This window comes from Rhizobium sp. 268, from assembly GCF_036571585.1.
Taxonomy (GTDB): Bacteria; Pseudomonadota; Alphaproteobacteria; order Rhizobiales; family Rhizobiaceae; genus Rhizobium; species Rhizobium redzepovicii.
Map to the genome: position 1 here is coordinate 49,275 of NZ_JAPPSO010000006.1, position 18,398 is coordinate 67,672.

19 protein-coding genes are annotated in these 18,398 nt (G+C 59.4%); 9 read left to right on the forward strand and 10 right to left on the reverse strand.

From position 1 onward, the window contains the following. Nucleotides 1-38 precede the first annotated feature (38 nt). Entirely contained in the window at nucleotides 39-638 is a 600-nt protein-coding gene (locus tag OS035_RS13255) for a nitroreductase family protein (RefSeq protein WP_183857315.1), read from the forward strand. A gap of 66 nt (nucleotides 639-704) precedes the next feature. Here OS035_RS13255 and gyrB read toward each other — a convergent pair whose 3' ends face one another. The 5 genes from gyrB to OS035_RS13280 all read right to left on the reverse strand — a co-directional run bounded on the left by gyrB (nucleotide 705) and on the right by OS035_RS13280 (nucleotide 6,034). Then, nucleotides 705-3,140, reverse strand: a complete 2,436-nt coding sequence (gyrB, locus tag OS035_RS13260) for a DNA topoisomerase (ATP-hydrolyzing) subunit B (RefSeq protein WP_183857317.1) — start codon at nucleotides 3,138-3,140, stop codon at nucleotides 705-707. A gap of 135 nt (nucleotides 3,141-3,275) precedes the next feature. Then, nucleotides 3,276-3,653, reverse strand: coding sequence for a helix-turn-helix domain-containing protein (locus OS035_RS13265; RefSeq protein WP_012559396.1), 378 nt, complete (start codon nucleotides 3,651-3,653; stop codon nucleotides 3,276-3,278). Next, entirely contained in the window at nucleotides 3,650-4,219 is a 570-nt protein-coding gene (locus tag OS035_RS13270) for a Smr/MutS family protein (protein ID WP_097625102.1), read from the reverse strand. Before OS035_RS13270 ends, OS035_RS13265 begins: the two co-directional genes overlap by 4 nt. Then, nucleotides 4,219-5,337, reverse strand: a complete 1,119-nt coding sequence (gene mltA, locus OS035_RS13275; RefSeq protein WP_183857319.1) for a murein transglycosylase A — start codon at nucleotides 5,335-5,337, stop codon at nucleotides 4,219-4,221. Before mltA ends, OS035_RS13270 begins: the two co-directional genes overlap by 1 nt. Further along, a complete protein-coding gene (locus tag OS035_RS13280; RefSeq protein WP_097625100.1) occupies nucleotides 5,330-6,034 on the reverse strand; it encodes a Tim44/TimA family putative adaptor protein in 705 nt (234 codons plus the stop codon). Before OS035_RS13280 ends, mltA begins: the two co-directional genes overlap by 8 nt. A gap of 131 nt (nucleotides 6,035-6,165) precedes the next feature. Between OS035_RS13280 and OS035_RS13285 the strand changes: the two genes are divergently transcribed. Both OS035_RS13285 and secB read left to right on the forward strand, forming a co-directional pair. After that, nucleotides 6,166-6,672, forward strand: a complete 507-nt coding sequence (locus OS035_RS13285) for an FxsA family protein (protein ID WP_183857321.1) — start codon at nucleotides 6,166-6,168, stop codon at nucleotides 6,670-6,672. A 101-nt stretch (nucleotides 6,673-6,773) separates the two neighbouring features. After that, nucleotides 6,774-7,256, forward strand: a complete 483-nt coding sequence (secB, locus tag OS035_RS13290) for a protein-export chaperone SecB (protein ID WP_003589527.1) — start codon at nucleotides 6,774-6,776, stop codon at nucleotides 7,254-7,256. Nucleotides 7,257-7,323: 67 nt separating this feature from the next. Here secB and dnaQ read toward each other — a convergent pair whose 3' ends face one another. From dnaQ to OS035_RS13315, 5 genes are read right to left on the reverse strand one after another with little or no spacing between them, the layout of a single operon-like run. After that, nucleotides 7,324-8,046 (reverse strand): DNA polymerase III subunit epsilon, encoded by a 723-nt coding sequence (dnaQ, locus tag OS035_RS13295; RefSeq protein WP_097625098.1) that lies wholly within the window; start codon nucleotides 8,044-8,046, stop codon nucleotides 7,324-7,326. Continuing rightward, nucleotides 8,039-8,650, reverse strand: a complete 612-nt coding sequence (coaE, locus tag OS035_RS13300) for a dephospho-CoA kinase (RefSeq protein ID WP_097625097.1) — start codon at nucleotides 8,648-8,650, stop codon at nucleotides 8,039-8,041. Before coaE ends, dnaQ begins: the two co-directional genes overlap by 8 nt. Then, the gene (locus tag OS035_RS13305) at nucleotides 8,650-9,507 is read right to left on the reverse strand and encodes a shikimate dehydrogenase (protein WP_097625096.1); all 858 of its coding nucleotides are present in this window, start codon (nucleotides 9,505-9,507) and stop codon (nucleotides 8,650-8,652) included. Before OS035_RS13305 ends, coaE begins: the two co-directional genes overlap by 1 nt. Further along, nucleotides 9,500-10,099 carry a Maf-like protein gene (locus OS035_RS13310; protein WP_097625095.1) on the reverse strand — a complete coding sequence of 200 codons (600 nt, stop codon included), beginning with the start codon at nucleotides 10,097-10,099 and terminating at the stop codon, nucleotides 9,500-9,502. The genes OS035_RS13305 and OS035_RS13310 overlap by 8 nt, the downstream gene beginning before the upstream one ends. A 33-nt stretch (nucleotides 10,100-10,132) precedes the next feature. Beyond that, nucleotides 10,133-10,954, reverse strand: a complete 822-nt coding sequence (locus OS035_RS13315) for a pyruvate, water dikinase regulatory protein (protein WP_003589532.1) — start codon at nucleotides 10,952-10,954, stop codon at nucleotides 10,133-10,135. Nucleotides 10,955-11,354: 400 nt separating this feature from the next. Between OS035_RS13315 and hemE the strand changes: the two genes are divergently transcribed. The 6 genes from hemE to rsmG all read left to right on the forward strand — a co-directional run bounded on the left by hemE (nucleotide 11,355) and on the right by rsmG (nucleotide 18,396). Continuing rightward, nucleotides 11,355-12,386, forward strand: coding sequence for a uroporphyrinogen decarboxylase (gene hemE, locus OS035_RS13320; protein WP_097625093.1), 1,032 nt, complete (start codon nucleotides 11,355-11,357; stop codon nucleotides 12,384-12,386). Nucleotides 12,387-12,388: 2 nt separating this feature from the next. After that, the gene (gene hemJ, locus OS035_RS13325) at nucleotides 12,389-12,925 is read left to right on the forward strand and encodes a protoporphyrinogen oxidase HemJ (protein WP_097625092.1); all 537 of its coding nucleotides are present in this window, start codon (nucleotides 12,389-12,391) and stop codon (nucleotides 12,923-12,925) included. Between the two features lie 199 nt (nucleotides 12,926-13,124). Next, on the forward strand, nucleotides 13,125-14,390 hold the full coding sequence (gene rho, locus OS035_RS13330) for a transcription termination factor Rho (protein ID WP_003589536.1): 1,266 nt from the start codon (nucleotides 13,125-13,127) through the stop codon (nucleotides 14,388-14,390). A gap of 101 nt (nucleotides 14,391-14,491) precedes the next feature. Further along, nucleotides 14,492-15,811 (forward strand): tRNA uridine-5-carboxymethylaminomethyl(34) synthesis GTPase MnmE, encoded by a 1,320-nt coding sequence (gene mnmE, locus OS035_RS13335; protein WP_097625091.1) that lies wholly within the window; start codon nucleotides 14,492-14,494, stop codon nucleotides 15,809-15,811. A gap of 67 nt (nucleotides 15,812-15,878) precedes the next feature. Beyond that, entirely contained in the window at nucleotides 15,879-17,756 is a 1,878-nt protein-coding gene (gene mnmG / locus OS035_RS13340; protein WP_097625090.1) for a tRNA uridine-5-carboxymethylaminomethyl(34) synthesis enzyme MnmG, read from the forward strand. Nucleotides 17,757-17,778: 22 nt separating this feature from the next. Next, entirely contained in the window at nucleotides 17,779-18,396 is a 618-nt protein-coding gene (gene rsmG, locus OS035_RS13345; protein ID WP_097625089.1) for a 16S rRNA (guanine(527)-N(7))-methyltransferase RsmG, read from the forward strand. Nucleotides 18,397-18,398 lie beyond the last annotated feature (2 nt).

Consider the following 18,398-nt stretch of genomic DNA (forward strand, 5'->3'; position numbering starts at 1 on the left):
CGAACCCCGATCCAAATTTCTGCCCTCAGGGAATAAGCATGACCAAGAGCAATAGCCGCGAATCCCAATATCCGATCGATCCGATGTTTCTCGACCGCTGGTCACCCCGCGCCTTCACCGGCGAAATTATCGAGGAAGCCCAACTGCTCAGCCTGCTCGATGCCGCCCATTGGGCGCCGTCTTCGTCCAATCACCAGCCCTGGCGTTTTATCTATGCGCTTAAGGGTTCGGAACATTGGGAGAAATTCGTCGCATTGCTCGTCGATGCCAATCAGGAATGGGCCAGGAATGCCTCGGCGCTGATTTTTGTCGTGTCGCGCAGCTTTACCGGCGTTGCCGGTTCCGGCGAGGAGAAACCCAGCTACACCCATTCCTTCGATGCTGGCGCGGCATGGGGCCACCTGTCGCTGCAAGCGCGCCTTTCTGGTTTCTACGCCCATGGCATGGGCGGCATCAAACACCAGGAAATCATGAAGAGCTTCGGCATTCCCGAGGGTTACCGGGTGGAAGCCGGCGTTGCCGTCGGCCGTCTGGCCGACAAGAGCGTTCTTTCCGAACGCAACCAGGCGCGCGAATTCCCCAGTCAGCGCAAACCGCTCGCCGAGGTCGCGTTCAACGGCCGTTTCCTCGCGGATTAATCGCCCCTCACAAGCAAAAGCCCCGCCATCTAGAGACGGCGCGGCTTCTGCTTGGTAAAATAACAATCAGATATCGAGGTTTGCGACGCTCAGTGCGTTGTCCTGGATGAATTCGCGCCGCGGTTCGACTTCGTCACCCATCAGTCGGGCGAAGAGGCCGTCAGCATCAGTGGCGTCGTTGACCTTGACCTGCAGCAGGGAGCGCACGTTGGGATCCAGCGTCGTTTCCCAGAGCTGCTCGGCATTCATCTCACCAAGACCCTTGTATCGCTGCATGGTCAGGCCCTTGCGGCCGGTTGCAAAGATGGCGTCGAGCAAGGCGCGCGGGCCCGAGATCTCGAGGTCGCCTTCGCGTCGATGCAGGGACGGCGGCGTCTGATAGATTTCCTTGAGCCGTGACGTCAGCTGGTCGATGTGCCGAGCATCCGAGGAGCCGATCAGCGCCATGTCGAGCACGACGATTTCCTTGACGCCGCGGACCATGCGTTCGAGGCGCAGGCCGCCATCGCTGGCCAGATCACCCTGCCAACCGCGTTCGGTTTCCTCGGCGATGATGTCGAGGCGGCTTGCCACCTCGCTCGTCAATGCCTGCGCTCTTGCCCGATCGCTGACGCGTTCGGCATTGAGGGCGCCGGCGATCGCCGCCTGTTCGATGGCCGCGCGATTGTAACGCGAATGGAGATTGTCGAGCAAAGCGCGCATGCGCAACGCGTCGAGGATGACCTCGCGCAGGTCCTGGCCGGTGCGGACTTCGCCGCTGCCGAGTTTCAGAGCCGCATCTTCCAGGCCCTGGCTGATGAGGTATTCCTCCAGCGCCTTTTCGTCCTTCAGATACTGCACCGACTTGCCGCGCGAGACCTTATAGAGTGGCGGCTGGGCGATATAGAGATGGCCGCGCTCGATAAGTTCCGGCATCTGGCGGAAGAAAAAGGTGAGCAGCAGGGTGCGGATATGAGCGCCGTCGACGTCAGCATCCGTCATGATAATAATCTTGTGATAGCGCAGCTTTTCGACGTTGAACTCGTCCTTGCCGATGCCGGTGCCGAGTGCTGTGATCAGCGTGCCGATTTCCTGGCTCGACAGCATCTTGTCGAAACGGGCACGCTCGACATTGAGGATCTTGCCGCGCAACGGCAGGATCGCCTGGTTTTCGCGCGAGCGGCCCTGCTTGGCCGAGCCGCCGGCGGAGTCGCCCTCGACGAGGAAGACCTCCGATTTTGTCGGATCACGCTCTGAGCAGTCGGCGAGCTTGCCGGGCAGCGAGGCGATATCGAGTGCGCCCTTGCGGCGGGTCAATTCGCGGGCCTTGCGGGCCGCTTCGCGCGCCGCCGCTGCCTCGACGACCTTGCCGACCAGAATCTTGGCTTCGCTCGGATGCTCTTCGAACCAGGTGTTCAGCGCCTCGTTAACGAGGCTTTCGACAACCGGACGGACTTCCGAGGAAACCAGCTTATCCTTGGTCTGCGAGGAAAATTTCGGATCAGGCACCTTGACCGAAAGCACCGCCGTCAGGCCTTCGCGGCAATCCTCGCCCTGCAGCGTCACCTTTTCTCTTTTGGTGATGCCGGAACTGTCGGCGTAGGATACGACCTGGCGCGTCAAGGCTGCCCGGAAACCGGCCATATGGGTGCCGCCGTCGCGCTGCGGGATGTTGTTGGTGAAGCAGAGCACATTCTCGTGGTAGCTGTCGTTCCACCACATCGCCACTTCGACGGTGATGCCGTCTTTTTCGCCGCGGATGGCGACCGGCTTGTCGACGAGCGACTTCTTGGCACGGTCGAGATAAGCGACGAAAGCCTCGAGGCCGCCGTCATAACGCAGCTCCTCCTGCTTGATATCGGAATGGCGCTTGTCGGTCAGCAGGATGCGCACGCCCGAGTTCAGGAAGGCGAGTTCGCGCAGGCGATGCTCGAGCGTGCCGTAGTCGAACTCCGTCATGGTGAAAGTATCGGTGCTCGGCATGAAACTCACTTCCGTGCCGGTCTCATTGGGCGCTTCGCCGGTGACCTTGAGCGGCGCATCGGCCACACCATGGGTGAAGCTCATTTCATGGATCTTGCCCTGGCGGCGGATCTTCAGTTTCAGCCAAACGGACAATGCGTTGACGACGGAGACGCCGACGCCGTGCAGACCGCCGGAGACCTTGTAGGAATTCTGGTCGAACTTGCCGCCGGCATGCAGCTGAGTCATGATGACTTCGGCCGCCGATACGCCTTCCCCGGTATGAATATCCGTCGGGATGCCGCGGCCGTTATCGGTGACGGTCACCGAGCCATCCGGATTGAGCGTGACGGTGACGATGTCGGCATGGCCGGCAAGCGCTTCGTCGATCGCGTTGTCGACGACCTCATAGACCATGTGATGAAGGCCGGAGCCATCGTCGGTATCGCCGATATACATGCCGGGACGCTTGCGCACGGCATCAAGGCCCTTCAGAACCTTGATGGAATCTGCGCCATATTCGGTGCTTACGCCGTTTTCCGTCGCGGATGTATCGCTCATTCTGTCGAGATTTTCCCTGTTGTCGTAAAGCTGCGGCGCGCCTTGCGAATCACCGGCTTTCTTCACTCTCGTATATAGGTTTTTTGGACACACTTCCCAATGGCAAGTCCCCTGAACAAGGCATAAAACAGGGGATTATGACGCTTTTCCGTCGCCTTTGACGCCATTTTCGAGAAGAGCGGATAGCCGCCCTATCTCTGCGCTGTCAAGGCTGCGGATCCGCCGCGCCAATCGGTTGGCAAATTCGGTATATTCCGGCGGCAGGCCTGATGTGTCGATGACGACGCGCGGGTCGGAGGAGCGGGCGAGCAGAAACAGTTCCTCGGCCTCATCCCAGATGATGTTGAAATAGCCGGCGATGCGCTGCAGCAGATCGAATGTCGGCAAACCACGCTTGCCATGTTCGAGCGCCGAGAGATAGGCGGGAGAGACATTCAGCGCTTCCGCCATCTCCTTCTGCGAGACACCCTTACGCGCTCTCAGCTTGCGAATCGCCTCTCCGAAAGGGGTCATGGCTTTTCCCCATGCCGCCGCGACAGGCGAATGTAGAGAGCGCCCTCCCCGCCATGATGCTGTGCGGCCGATTCATAAGACGAGATCAGGTAGCGGAATTCCGGCTTCGAGAACCAAAGCGGCACGGCCCGCTTCAGCGCGCCGTCGCTGCCCATCGAGCTGCCTTTGCCGGTGATGACCAGGACATGGCGCATGCCGCGCTCATGGGCGCGCATCAGGAAATCGAGCAGGATGACATGAGCCTCGCTCTGCACCAGCCCATGCAGGTCGATCCGCGCTTCGAGCGCCAGCCGGCCCTTGGCGATCTTGCGCTTGACCGGCTTTTCCAGTGGATGATGCACGCCTGTCGGCGGTTTCGGCGCCGAGGGTGCTGCGTGCTGCGGCGACAGAGGTGCGGCGGATGTCTGCTTTCCTGCCTTCTCCTGTTCGGCCGCCGCTTCGGCTTCGACAAGAAAAGCATCGAGTTCGGTCAATTCACCCGCCTTACCGGGCATCGGCCTTGTGCTGCGGGCAACCTTGCCCCAGAGGATCCTCTCGTCCGCGCTGAGTTTCCGATCCCTGGCCATCAGTCGAATCGTCCGGCGGCAGCTTGGGGAATAAGGATGGCGAAATCGGCATCGTTGCGAACGGTGCCGGCCCTTTCTCCGGCCAGATCCCCCGAGCCGGTGAAGATATCGCCGCGCGCCGGCCCGACGATCGCCGAGCCGGTATCGAGCGCCAGCATCAGCCGGCGGAAGGGCCGGGCGTCATCGAGATGGGTGAGGCTTTCGGAGCGGATGAAGAAGGGAAAGCCGAAGGTATGGATCATCCGGTCGACGGCAAGCGAGCGTCCGGCCAAAAGCGGAACCTTGGCGGCGGCGACTGGACCGGCCTCGGGATCGGCAACGGGCGCTTCCCGGAAGAAGATATAGGAGCGGTTATGCCACAGCACCTCGTCTACGTACTCGGGATTGCGCGCCAGCCAGGCGCGGATCGACTGCATCGAGACGTCGGCGCGAGCGATCTCGCCTCGGTCGATCAGCAGCTTGCCGACCGCCGAGAAAGGATGGCCGGCCTTCGCCGCATAGGTGATGCGGCCGATGCGGCCATCGCCGTAACGCAAACGGGCCGCGCCCTGCACATGCACAAAGAAGACGTCGACTTTCGACTTCGCCCAGGCGATTTCAAGACCGCGGCCTTCGAGAAAACCCTGGTCGATGGCGCGGCGATCCGGATAGGCAGCGATGCGGCCATCATGCAGGCGGCCGAAAGCATAGGAATTGTCGAGATCGGCGGGGCGATTGGCATCGTCGAGATCGATCAGATCGTCCGGGCGCCGGTAGAAAGGGAAACGGAAAACCTCGTCCGGCCGCTCCGACACCTCGATATCAGGTTCGTAAAAGGCGGTGACGAAGCCGGGATTGCCATCCTTGCGGCGAATCAGGAAGGGCCGACAATGCGTCTCGAAAAAGGCGCGCGCCGCTGATGGCGATGACGGCGTGAAATCTTCGGCGGCGTGCAGAAGCGGCAGCAGGTCTTCCGAGCTCAGGCCAAGCGATCCGGTGCGGTAGAGTTTGACATCGCTGATCTGGCGGCGGCAGCGCCGCATGACTTCAAAAAGGCCGGAGGGATCGTCATCCTTCCAGCCTTCCAGAGTGTCGAAGCTTACGGCCTGCAGGACGAAGTCCGATGCGTGGTCACTCATGTTCCGATTCGGTCGCCACGAGTTTCCAGTTCGGATCGCGCGAGCGGGTGTCGCGGGCGAAAGTCCAGAGGTCGTTGACCTCGGCGACGTTTTCGGCGTCGCCTTCGATCAGCACGTCCGCTTTGTCGTAAGTGGCCGATATCAGCTGGCTGATGATGCGAACGGTGATCTGCGCTTCACTGCCCTTCGTCTCCGCATGGGTGATTTCGGCCTTGTCGATGCCGACGAAGGTGGACTTCACTTTCTCGCCCCGGGTTTCGCGCTCGCCGATCGCGGCATCGAAGCCGTCGTATACTTCGCGCGACAGCAGGTTCTTCAGCGTTTTCCGGTCGCCATCGGCATAGGCCATGACGATCATCTCGTAAGCCATGCGGGCGCCATTCAAAAACTCTTTCGGGCTGAAGGCCGGATCGGCCTTGTTCAGCGCGCGCAGCGATTCGTTGAGCGGCGTTCCGGGTGCGGCGAAGGCGTCGATGGCAGCGAAACGATCCTCATCCTCGCTCGTCGCATCGCGGCGCGGCAGCGTCACGACCTTGCCGGCATCGGCGGTTTCGGCCGGAGCCGCATCGCGCGGCGTATAGAGATCGCGCGGCGGCTTCTCATTTCCTGTGCGGCGCCCGAGCACGGAGCGGAGCTGAAAGAAAATCAGCACAGCCGCGACCAGGAAGAATAATGTGATGAAGTCGTTCGAACTCATATCGTATCGCAGCCGCCGTTAACATCTCTGATTTGTACTCCCATATAGTCTGCCTATACAGATGATTCAAATGATGGCTGGCATCTTCGCCAGCGCCAAGAGGAGACCGGCAAGCCCGGGACATCACGACCATGCGTTTTTCGATCCTGCCAGCTTTCATTCTACTGCTGCCGCTCGCCGAAATTGCCGGTTTCGTCGTCGTCGGCCGGGCAATCGGATTGTGGCTGACACTGGCGCTCGTCATGCTGGGCTTCGTTCTCGGGGTGGTTCTGCTGCGCCGGCAGGGCATCGGTATTTTGCGCCGCATGTCGAGCGAAGGACGAAACGGGGTGATGCCGGGCCGCGAGCTGCTGCAGCCGGCGATGAACGTCATCGCGTCGCTGCTGCTGATCGTTCCCGGTTTCATCACGGATGTCATCGCAATCCTGATCCTCATTCCGCCGGTGCGTGATTTCGTCTGGCGGTGGGTCGCCAAACGCTTCGTCACGGTCAACGCCAGGAGCGGCTTTTCCGCCTCCTCGCAACCGGATTTCCGCGACGGCAACCGGAATTCGAAGGTGGTCGACCTCGACGACGAGGACTATCATAGGGAGCCGGACCGCAACTCGCCATGGTCGGGCAAACATCTCGGAGATTGAGGCGCTTCGACCGATCAACGGCGCCAAGCGCTCAGGGTTGTAAGCCCTTCCCTGAAATGTTAGATGGCGGCACCATTCCCATGCCCCTCGAGGAAAAGCCAATGGCAGACGATAACAACACCAACGGTGCGGCCAGCCCCACCCTTTCGATCCTTGCGCAATATACCAAGGACCTCTCCTTCGAAAATCCGGGTGCGCCGCGTTCGCTGCAGGCCCGCGACAAGGCGCCGACGATCAACATCAATGTGAACGTTAACGCCAACCCGCTTTCGGATACGGATTTCGATGTCGTGCTGTCGCTGAATGCCGAAGCCAAGGACGGCGACAAGACGGTGTTCCATACAGAACTCGCTTATGGCGGCGTCTTCCGCGTTGCCGGTTTCCCGCAGGAACACATGCTGCCGGTTCTCTTCATCGAGTGCCCGCGCATGCTCTTCCCCTTCGCCCGTCAGATCATCGCCGACGTCACCCGCAACGGCGGTTTCCCGCCGCTGATGATCGACCCGATCGACTTCACGCAGATGTTCGCCCAGCGCGTTGCCGAAGAACAGGCCCGCGCAAAGGTTGAGGCCGTTCCGAACTGATCGGATCTTTTCGGTTTTGAGATGCAGATGCCCGGGCAAGTCCCGGGCATTTTCAATTGCGGCCGGTTTAGTTCGGGCTGGCGTATTTTGCCCAGATGCCTTTTTCACCGAGCTTGGCGACGAGCGCCTCATGCGCCTGCGCCTCGGACTGGCTGAGCCGGGGGGCAAGCGGGCGAGGCCGCTCGAACACGGATGCAATCACCACATCGTCCTCCTCAGTCGCATCGCCGCGACCGTTCTGACCTGAGGTAGCGGTCATGCTGAGGCCGAAAGCTGCCTGCCTGCCGCCGATCATCTCGATATAGACTTCGGCGAGCAGTTCGGAGTCGAGCAGCGCGCCGTGTTTGGTGCGGTGCGAATTGTCGATGCCGTAGCGCCGGCAGAGCGCGTCGAGTGAATTCGGGCCCATCGGATGTTTGCGCCGCGCCATCGACAGGGTGTCCAGCACCCGCTCCGGCAGGATCGGCGGCAAACCGATCCGCGCCAATTCGGCGTTGATGAAGCCCATATCGAAGGTGGCGTTATGGGCAATCCACTTTGCGTCGCCGAAGAAGGTCAGGATTTCCTCGGCGACCTCAGCAAAGGGTTTCTTGTCCTTCAGGAATTCGTCGGTGATGCCGTGCACGGCGAGCGCATCCGGATGAACCTTCTGATCGCCTGGATTGATGTAGATATGGATCACATTGCCGGTCGGGAAATGGTTGAAGAGCTCGATGCCGCCGATTTCGATGATGCGGTCGGCACGGTTGTCGAGGCCCGTGGTTTCCGTATCGAAGATGATCTCACGCATTCCGGAAATCTCCCTTGGCAATCCGCGTTTTCAGGTCGGCGATAATCTCGAGCACCCGTTCCTTCGTCTCCGCGATACTGCGGCTGCTGTCGATCAGATAATCCGCCCGCCGCCGTTTTTCCCCGTCCGGCGTCTGGCGTGAGAGAATCATCTCGAATTTTTCCTCGGTCATGCCTTCGCGCGCAAGCACCCTCTCGCGTTGAATCTGTGGACCGGCGCTGACGACGACGACGACATCCACTCTTTCCCAGGCGTTGGTTTCGAAGAGCAACGGAATATCGAGCACGACCATCCCGGCGCCGGCGCGGCGCTGCCGTTTTAAAAATTCCATCTCGCGTTTGCGCACCAGCGGATGGACGATCGCTTCCAGGCGTTTGAAGCCGCCGGGATCAAGCGCCAGCTGACGGCCAAGTTCGTGGCGGTCGACGGCGCCATCCTTCATCGTGCCGGGAAAGGCGGCATCCACCAGGGGTGCGGCCTCGCCGGCATAGAGATCGTGGACCACGGCATCCGAATCATTCAGCGGGATGCCGGCCTCGGCAAAGAGCTTGCCCGCCGTCGATTTTCCCATACCGATGGAGCCGGTCAGTCCAATCTTCAGCATCAGTGTGCTTCCATATCCGCGATGATCAGCGCGCGCAGTGCCGCGTCGACGACAGGACGCTTGCCGAACCATTTTTCGAATCCCGGCACAGCCTGATGCAGCAGCATGCCGAGACCATCGACGATCGGAAAGCCCTGCTCTTCCGCCTGTGCCAGGATCGGAGTCTTCAGGGGGATATAGACGATATCGGTGACGACGGCCTCAGTTGCGAGAGGCGTGAAATCGAGCTGGGGTGCGGCCTCGCCGTCCATGCCGAGCGAGGTGGTATTGATGAAGAGGCCGGCGCCTTTCATCACCTCGGCCAGGGCACCCGCCGGATGGGCCTGAACTTTCGGACCAAAACGGTCGGCCAGTTCACGGGCGCGTTCGACGGTACGGTTGACCACATGGATCGTCTTGAAACCGCGGTCGCGAACCGCCTGGATGATCGCCCGGCTGGCGCCGCCGGCGCCAAAGACGACCGCCGTGTCGTGGCGGTCCCACCCCGGATGGCGTTCGTCGAGATTGGCAGTGAAGCCGACGCCGTCGGTGTTCGTCGCATGCAGGAGGCCATTCTCCCGCCAGAGCGTGTTCGAGGCGCCGAGTTCGCGCGACAGTTCGTCCGGCTTGTCGGCGAGACGGAAAGCCAGTTCCTTGTGGGGAATGGTGACATTGCCGCCGGCAAAGCCGGAACTGCCATCCTTCAGCGAAGCAATAAAATCGGCAAAGCCCTCGGGCGCCACTTCATGGGCGCGATAGCTGCCTGGCAGGCCGAGCGTCTTCAGCCAATATCCGTGGATCAACGGCGAGCGCGAATGCTTGACCGGAAAGCCCGTGACAAACGCTTTCGGCCCGAATGTTTCACGTGAATCACCCATCGATCGCTCCGAGGTCGCGTAATTTTTCCAGAAGCGGTAACATCGGCAGGCCGAGAATGGTGAAATAATCACCTTCGATTTTCTCGAACAGCTGAATGCCCTCCCCTTCCAATTGATAGGCGCCGACGCTGGAGAGCGCCTTGTTGCCGACACGGGCCAGGTGCCGCCCAATGAAATCCGCGGTCAGCGGCCGCATGGTTAGATCGGCATGGGCGAGATGTTCCCACACCACAGCCCCGTTGCGGACGATTGCCACAGCACTGTTCAGGCGGTGGGTTGCTCCAGAAAGAGTCTGGAGGTGATTTGCCGCTTCGGCCATATCCGTCGGCTTATGGAAGACGCGATCGCCGAGCGACATCGTCTGATCTGAACCGATGACCAGGCCATCGGGGAAACGGCTGCTGACCTCTTGGGCCTTGGCCTTGGCGAGGACGAGAGCAACGGCATCCGGCTGAGCGCCGGCTTTTTCCAACGGGGCTTCGACCGCCCTTTCATCGATCCGCGCGGCATGCGCCTCAAAGAATAGGCCGGCATTTTCCATCAGCATCCGCCGAAACGGGCTCGACGATGCAAGGATGAGTTTTGTTATCATAGGCTCCTCGACGTACCGGCTGCCGGTCAGCGCTTAGCGCAGCTTTGGGCGCAGGGCAACGATTGCCGCGGCGGTTTCCTCGATGGATCGGCGAGTGACGTCGATCAGCGGCCAGTTATGGCGAGCGCAGAGCGAGCGGGCATATTTCAGCTCCTCGGATATTGCCGCGCGATCGGTATAGTGTTCACGATCGAAACCATGCGTCGCGCCGAGGATGCGATTTTCCCGCACCTGGGAGATGCGGTCGGTGGTGGCGATCAGGCAGACGATCAGCGGCTTGGTCGTCGTGAACAGGCTCTCCGGCAGCGGCACGCCATAAACGATCGGAATATTCGCCGTCTTGATGCCACGGTTGGCGAGATAGATGCTGGTCGGCGTTTTCGACGTGCGGCTGATGCCGATGATGACGACATCGGCGTCATTATAATCATCCGGCATCTGGCCATCGTCATGATCCATGGTGAAATTCAACGCTTCGATGCGTGCGAAGTATCCGGCATTCATCACATGCTGAGCGCCGACCCGACGGCGCGATGGGGCGCCAAGATAGATCTGGAACGCATTCATGACCGGCTCCAGCACATTCACCGAGGCAACACCCATCTCGACGCAGCGCTCATCGATCAGGCTCGCAAGCTCCCGGTCGACAATCGTATAGAGTACGATGCCAGGGGCATCATCGATCGCCTGCAGAACCGGCAGCAGCTGTTTGCGGTTGCGGATCAGCGGATAGACATGTTCGATCGGCTGCGCGGATCTGAACTGCGCCGATGCGGCGCGGCCGGCGGAGATCAGAGTCTCTCCGGTTGAGTCAGAAATCAGATGCAGATGAAAGAAGTTCGTTCTGTTCTCCACGCTATTTTCCACTGCCTGTTGAAAAGACTGGATGAAACAGAGCTAAGGCGGCGAGGCATCTCCCGGCAAGGGAAAACATGCCCCCTTATCCACATTTCGAATTTTGCGGATCGCTTTCCGCAGGCCCTGTGGACGATGTGGAAGAGGTTGATTTGTCGAGATGGGGTCCACAGCTTATCCACAGCGACGAGAAAAATCGTCTCTCCGGAAGGATTTGGAATCATTTTCAGATTCGGTTTCTCCCCAAACTTTCGATGAAATAGCGAAATCCTTCCGATATTTTTTGCCAGCACGCGACAAATGGCATCGGCAGTGGATGGATATTAATCCTTGATAGACACCGACTCTAAGAAATAGAAACCTTTAAAAATATCTTTGATTTTTTATAGGGAAGAAGCGCTTGAGCGACACGCGCCGAAAGATCATGAGGGTTCTCGATGGCGAAAGCCTCTCCCCTCCTCCTCTCTGGCTGATGAGACAGGCGGGACGTTATCTCCCGGAATATCGGCAGACACGGGCAAAGGCCGGAAGCTTCCTCGATCTCTGCTATACGCCCGATCATGCCGTCGAAGTGACATTGCAGCCGATCCGGCGTTATGGCTTTGACGCCGCCATTCTGTTTTCCGATATCCTGGTCATTCCCGATGCAATGAAGCGGAACGTCCGGTTCACCGAGGGCCATGGCCCGGAGATGGATCCAATCGACGAAACCGGGATCGGGCGATTGAACGGGGAAGAGGTCGTCGATTATCTCAGACCGGTTCTGGAAACGGTGCGGCGGCTGCGCCAGGAGTTGCCTGATGAGACGACGCTGCTCGGCTTCTGCGGGGCGCCCTGGACGGTTGCGACCTATATGATCGCCGGTCACGGCACGCCGGATCAAGCCCCTGCCCGTCTCTTCGCCTACAACCATCCCCGCGCCTTCGAACAGCTGCTGATGCTGCTTGCCGACGTATCGGCTGATTATCTCGTCGCTCAGATCGATGCCGGTGCCGATGCCGTGCAGATCTTCGATTCCTGGGCTGGGGTTCTCGGCGAGAGGGAGTTCGAGGCGTTCGCGATCCGGCCGGTTGCGCGAATGATCGCTTCGGTCAAATCGCAGCGGCCGCATGCGCGCATCATCGCCTTCGCAAAGGGCGCCGGTTACCAGCTGAAGAACTATCGTCAGAAGACGGGCGCCGATGCGATCGGCCTCGACTGGTCGGTGCCTTTGGCCTTTGCCGCCGAACTTCAGAGGGACGGACCGGTGCAGGGCAATCTCGATCCGATGCGCGTCGTTGCCGGCGGCCGGGCCCTGGAAGAAGGTATTGACGATATTCTGCAGCATCTCGGCCAAGGACCGCTGATCTTCAATCTCGGCCACGGCATCACGCCGCAGGCCGACCCCGAGCATGTGCGCCTGCTGGTCGATCGTGTGCGGAGTGCGAAGTGACGATGGAAAGGCAGACCGATCGCAGACCCGGCGCTTATGCCCGCCGGCGCGCCCATTTTGCGCTGGTTTTCTTCGCGCTGATGGCGGTCGGGCTTTTCGCCTGGAACCCTGATAATCTCTACCTCTGGATCAAGGCGCTCCACATCATCGCGGTGATTTCCTGGATGGCCGGGTTGTTCTATATGCCGCGGCTGTTCATCTACCACACCGATGCCGAACCGGGCTCGGTGCAATCGGAAACCTTCAAGGTGATGGAGCGCCGGCTGCTTCGGATCATCATGACGCCGGCGATGATGCTGACATGGCTTTTCGGCCTCTATCTCGCCTGGTCGGTCTATGGATTCCAGGGCGGCTGGCTGCATGCTAAGATCGGCCTCGTCGTGCTGCTGACCGGTGTTCATATGTTTTTCAGCCGGGCGGTCCGAGCCTTCGAGCGAGATGAAAATCGCCGCTCCGCGCGCTATTGGCGCTTCATGAACGAGGCGCCGACCTTGCTGATGATCGTGATCGTGATTCTCGTCGTGGTGAAGCCGTTCTGAGGGGAAAATCGCCCTGAGGTTAAATTTGCTTCATTTTAAGCAGCCCTCTTGCGGCGGCGATTGCGAGTCGCTATTTTCCGCGCAACTCATCTACGTGGCATGTGTGTAGAGTTCAGTCGTCTGCGAGCCCTTTCGCAGTACCGAATACGACCCAACATCGCCTTTCCCCTTCAAAATTGAAAAGAGTATTGGTCACTTCATGGCTGAAATGAAGCTTCAGGAACTTAAAAGCAAATCCCCGACGGATCTTTTGGCTTTCGCCGAATCGCTCGAGGTCGAGAATGCCAGCACGATGCGCAAGCAGGAGCTGATGTTTGCGATCCTCAAAATGCTTGCCAGCCAGGATGTCGAAATTATCGGCGAAGGGGTCGTCGAGGTTCTGCAGGATGGTTTCGGTTTTCTGCGTTCGGCCAATGCAAACTACCTGCCGGGTCCGGACGACATCTATATCTCCCCCTCGCAGATTCGCCGGTTCTCGCTCAAAACAGGCGATACGGTCGAAGGACCGATCCGCGGACCAAAAGAAGGCGAGCGCTATTTTGCGCTGCTGAAAGTCAACACCATCAATTTCGACGATCCGGAAAAGATCCGTCACAAGGTACATTTCGACAATCTGACGCCGCTCTATCCGAACGAGCGCTTCAAGATGGAACTCGAGATTCCCACTTCCAAGGATCTGTCGCCGCGCGTCATCGACCTGGTGGCGCCGCTCGGCAAGGGCCAGCGCGGACTGATCGTCGCGCCGCCCCGCACCGGTAAGACCGTGCTGCTGCAGAATATCGCCCATTCGATCACGGCAAACCATCCGGAATGCTATCTCATCGTTCTTCTGATTGATGAACGACCCGAGGAAGTGACCGACATGCAGCGCTCCGTTCGCGGCGAGGTCATCTCCTCGACCTTCGACGAACCGGCGGTGCGTCACGTCCAGGTGGCGGAGATGGTCATCGAAAAGGCGAAGCGCCTTGTCGAGCACGGCCGCGACGTCGTCATCCTGCTCGATTCGATCACCCGTCTCGGCCGTGCCTACAACACGGTCGTTCCCTCCTCAGGCAAGGTTCTAACCGGTGGTGTCGATGCCAATGCCTTGCAGCGGCCGAAGCGTTTCTTCGGTGCGGCCCGCAACATCGAGGAAGGCGGTTCTCTGACGATCATCGCCACGGCGCTGATCGATACCGGCAGCCGTATGGATGAAGTCATCTTCGAAGAGTTCAAGGGTACCGGCAACTCGGAAATCGTCCTCGATCGCAAGGTTGCCGACAAGCGTATCTTCCCGGCGATGGATATCCTGAAGTCCGGCACGCGTAAGGAAGATCTGCTTGTTCCGCGGCAGGATCTGCAGAAGATCTTTGTCCTCCGTCGCATTCTGGCGCCGATGGGCACGACCGATGCGATCGAATTCCTGATCGACAAACTGAAGCAGACGAAGAACAATTCCGACTTCTTCGATTCGATGAATACATAATCCTTAGCCGGATTCATCCTATAGAAGCTGGAGGCATCCGACGATGTCGCCAGCTTTTCTGTTTGGCAGGATCGATTCGGGGTCGAACCGAAACAGGCGATATGGCCATGCTGTATGACACGATCTATGCGCTATCGAGCGGTGCCACACCCTCAGGTGTGTCGGTCGTTCGAATCAGCGGCCCGTTGACCAAGGACATATTGGCTACGCTCGTCGGATCGGTTCCGGCAGCCCGATATGCAGCGCGTCGAACGATTCGGACTCGTAACAACCGCCAGATCGACAGCGGCCTCGTACTGTTTTTCCCTGGGCCACGCTCGTTTACCGGCGAAGATGTCGCCGAACTGCAGCTGCACGGCAGCAAAGCTGTGCTGGCGGCATTGTTTGAGACCCTTAATGAAATCCCGGGCGTTCGAATGGCGGTTGAGGGCGAGTTCTCCCGCCGCGCTTTTGAAAACGGCAAGCTTGATCTCGTCGAGGTTGAGGGCCTGGCCGATCTTATCGGCGCAGAAACCGAGATGCAGCGGCGCCTTGCGGTCGAACAGAGTGCTGGCGGTCTTTCCTTGATTTACGATTCGTGGGCGGAACGATTAACGCGTGCACGCGCGCTGATCGAGGCGGAACTTGATTTTCCCGATGAGGATGATGTTCCAGGCTCGGTATCCGACATGGTCTGGGCTGACATGGAACGGCTGCGCGATGATATCGGGCAGCACCTGTCGGTAGCGTCGGCGGGAGAGATTATCCGGGACGGCTTCAAGGTGGTCATCGCCGGGGCACCGAATGCGGGGAAATCCAGCCTGCTGAACGCTCTCGCGCGACGCGAGGTGGCGATTGTCACGGACATCGCCGGAACCACCCGCGATGTCCTTCAGGTCGATCTGGATATTGATGGTTACCTGATCAAGCTCTATGACACGGCGGGTCTTCGCGAGGCGGATGACCGGGTCGAGAAGGAGGGCGTGCGGCGCGCCCGTGTCGCGCTGCGAGATGCCGATCTCGTCTTGCTGCTGGTCGACATGACGAACCCCCTGCTCCCTGACGACTTGGACCAGGCTGCGCCACATGTTACTGTCGGCACGAAGAAGGATCTTGTGGATGTGATCTCGGGTCATTACGACCTGCAGATATCGACGACAACAGGTGACGGCTTGTCGGAATTGCGGCAGGTGATCGGCAACAGCGTCGGCACGCGGTTTACCGGCCTGTCCATGGCAATCCCAAGCCGCCAGCGGCATAAGGATTCGCTAGCGAAATGTTTGGCGGCACTTGAGAACGCCATTTCGGCGACAGATGTCAATCTGGAGCTGCGGACCGAGCAGCTTCGCATTGCTGCGGACTATTTGGGCAGAATCACCGGGAGAGTGGATGTCGAGCAGCTGCTCGGCGTGATCTTCTCAGAGTTTTGTATCGGCAAGTGATTCACGTGAAACACCGGGGTTTATGCCGCGGCTTCACCTGAAACGACGGGTAGATTTGGAGTATCGTATGACCGATAATGTCTATGATGTCATTGTGATCGGTGGTGGCCATGCGGGGTCGGAAGCTTCCAGTGCGGCCGCGCGCCTTGGCGCCAAAACCGCTTTGGTGACACATAGACGCGATACGATCGGGGTGATGTCCTGCAATCCGGCAATCGGCGGGCTCGGCAAGGGCCATTTGGTTCGCGAGATCGACGCGATGGACGGGCTCATGGGGCGCGTCGCCGATGTCGCCGGTATCCAGTTCAGGATGCTGAACAAGAAAAAAGGCGCGGCCGTACGCGGACCGCGGACCCAGGCCGATCGAAAACTTTATCGTCTGGCGATGTTGGCGGCGATCGAAGCCACTGCCGGTTTGGATATCGTCGAAGGTGACGCCTTTGATCTGAAGGTCGTCGATGGCCGCGTGGCCGGGGTGATCATGCAGGATGGTCGCATGCTTGGAGCGGCGGCCGTTGTTCTGACGACCGGGACCTTTCTTCGCGGCCTCATTCATATCGGTTCAGAAAAGACGCCGGCTGGCCGCGTGGGCGAAGCACCGTCGATCGGGCTGTCGGCTACCCTGGCCAGGCTTGGATTGCGGCTGGGACGGCTGAAGACCGGGACACCGGCGCGACTGGATGGAAAGACCATCGACTGGCAGGCCGTTGGTCGCCAGGGGGCCGACGAGGAGCTTACCCCCTTCTCGCTGATGACCGATGCGATTACCACTCCGCAGATCAAATGTGGGGTCACCCGGACGACCGAGGCGACACATCGCATCATCGTTGACAACATCATGCGGTCGGCCATGTATTCCGGCCAGATCGAAGGCGTGGGTCCGCGCTATTGTCCGTCGATCGAAGACAAGCTGGTCAAGTTCGGAGAGCGGGACGGACATCAGGTCTTTCTTGAGCCTGAAGGTTTGGACGATGATACTGTCTATCCGAATGGGATCTCAACATCTCTGCCAGCAGAGGTCCAAGCTGAATTCATCAAGACGATTCCCGGTCTCGAGAGGGCGAGAATTATTCAGCCAGGTTACGCGATCGAATATGATCATGTCGATCCGAGGGAGCTGACGCGCTCGCTTGAGGTCAAACGGCTGAGAGGTCTGTTTCTCGCGGGTCAAATCAATGGCACCACGGGTTACGAGGAGGCGGCCGCCCAGGGTTTGGCCGCGGGGCTGAATGCTGCGTTGCGAAGCAGCGATTCGGATCCGTTTCATTTCAGCCGCACGAATTCCTATATTGGGGTGATGATTGATGACTTGACGTCCCGCGGCGTTACGGAACCGTATCGAATGTTTACGTCGCGTGCGGAATATCGGCTGACGCTCAGGGCTGACAATGCCGATATGCGCCTGACGCCGTTGGCGATACAGCTTGGATGTGTGAGCGGTGAACGAAAACGGCGATTCACACGATATCAGACAGAGATCGAAGCGGGACGGGTGCTGCTGCAGTCATTGACCGTGACGCCGAACGAGGCGCGCCGCGTCGGTTTGAACATCAATCTCGACGGCCAGCGCCGAACGGCCTATGACTTGCTCTCCTATCCGAACTATGATTTCGATGTCCTGCGAAAAGTGTGGCCTGATGAGCTTGGAACGATTTCCGAGAAAGTCACGGAGGCATTGGAAATCGAAGCGGGCTATTCAGTTTATCTCGATCGGCAGGCCGCGGCGATTGCCGATCAGCAGCGCGACGAGGAACGGTATATCCCGGCTGATTTCGACTATGCGGCGCTTTCCGGGCTTTCGAACGAGCTTAAGGCAAAGCTCGGCGCTGCGCGGCCTTTCAATATTGCCCAGGCCGCAGTCGTGGAAGGAATGACGCCTGCGGCCATCGCACTATTGCTCGTGCACCTGCGTCGACGCAACACTTCCGAGCGATATAGCGCCTAGATACAATATATTGAGAGTGAGAATGGAATTAAACGGCTTACGTGTTTCACGTGAAACACAGGAACGGCTTCAACACTTCGCGGCGCTCTTTCAGAAGTGGGCAAAAACCATCAACCTGGTGGCGCCGTCGACACTCGACGATCTCTGGAACCGGCACATCGCCGACAGCAGCCAAGTGTTTCAAATCCATCCCAAGCCGGTTATCTGGGCCGACCTCGGAAGCGGCGGCGGTTTTCCCGGTGTCATTACGGCGATCTTTCTGGCCGAGCTGCAGGACGGATGGGTACATCTGGTCGAGAGCAATCATAAGAAGGCCGCCTTTCTCCGGACGGCGTTGCGGGAAACAAATGCTCGCGGGAGCGTGCACAGCACCCGGATCGAAGATGCCCATGCAGAGATCGGTAGATGCGGGGCGATTTCGGCCCGGGCGCTCGCCGACCTTGACGGACTGCTCGGATATTCCGCTCACTGGATGCTGGGCCAAAAAGATTGCCGCGGCTTTTTTCATAAAGGCCGGGATTACCTGAGGGAAATCGACAAAGCACGTGGTCGGTGGGAATTCGATCTGTTAGAACATAGTAGCGCCGTCGAGCAGGAATCTGTCATTCTGGAAATATCGAATCTCCGGCGCTTGGTTTAACA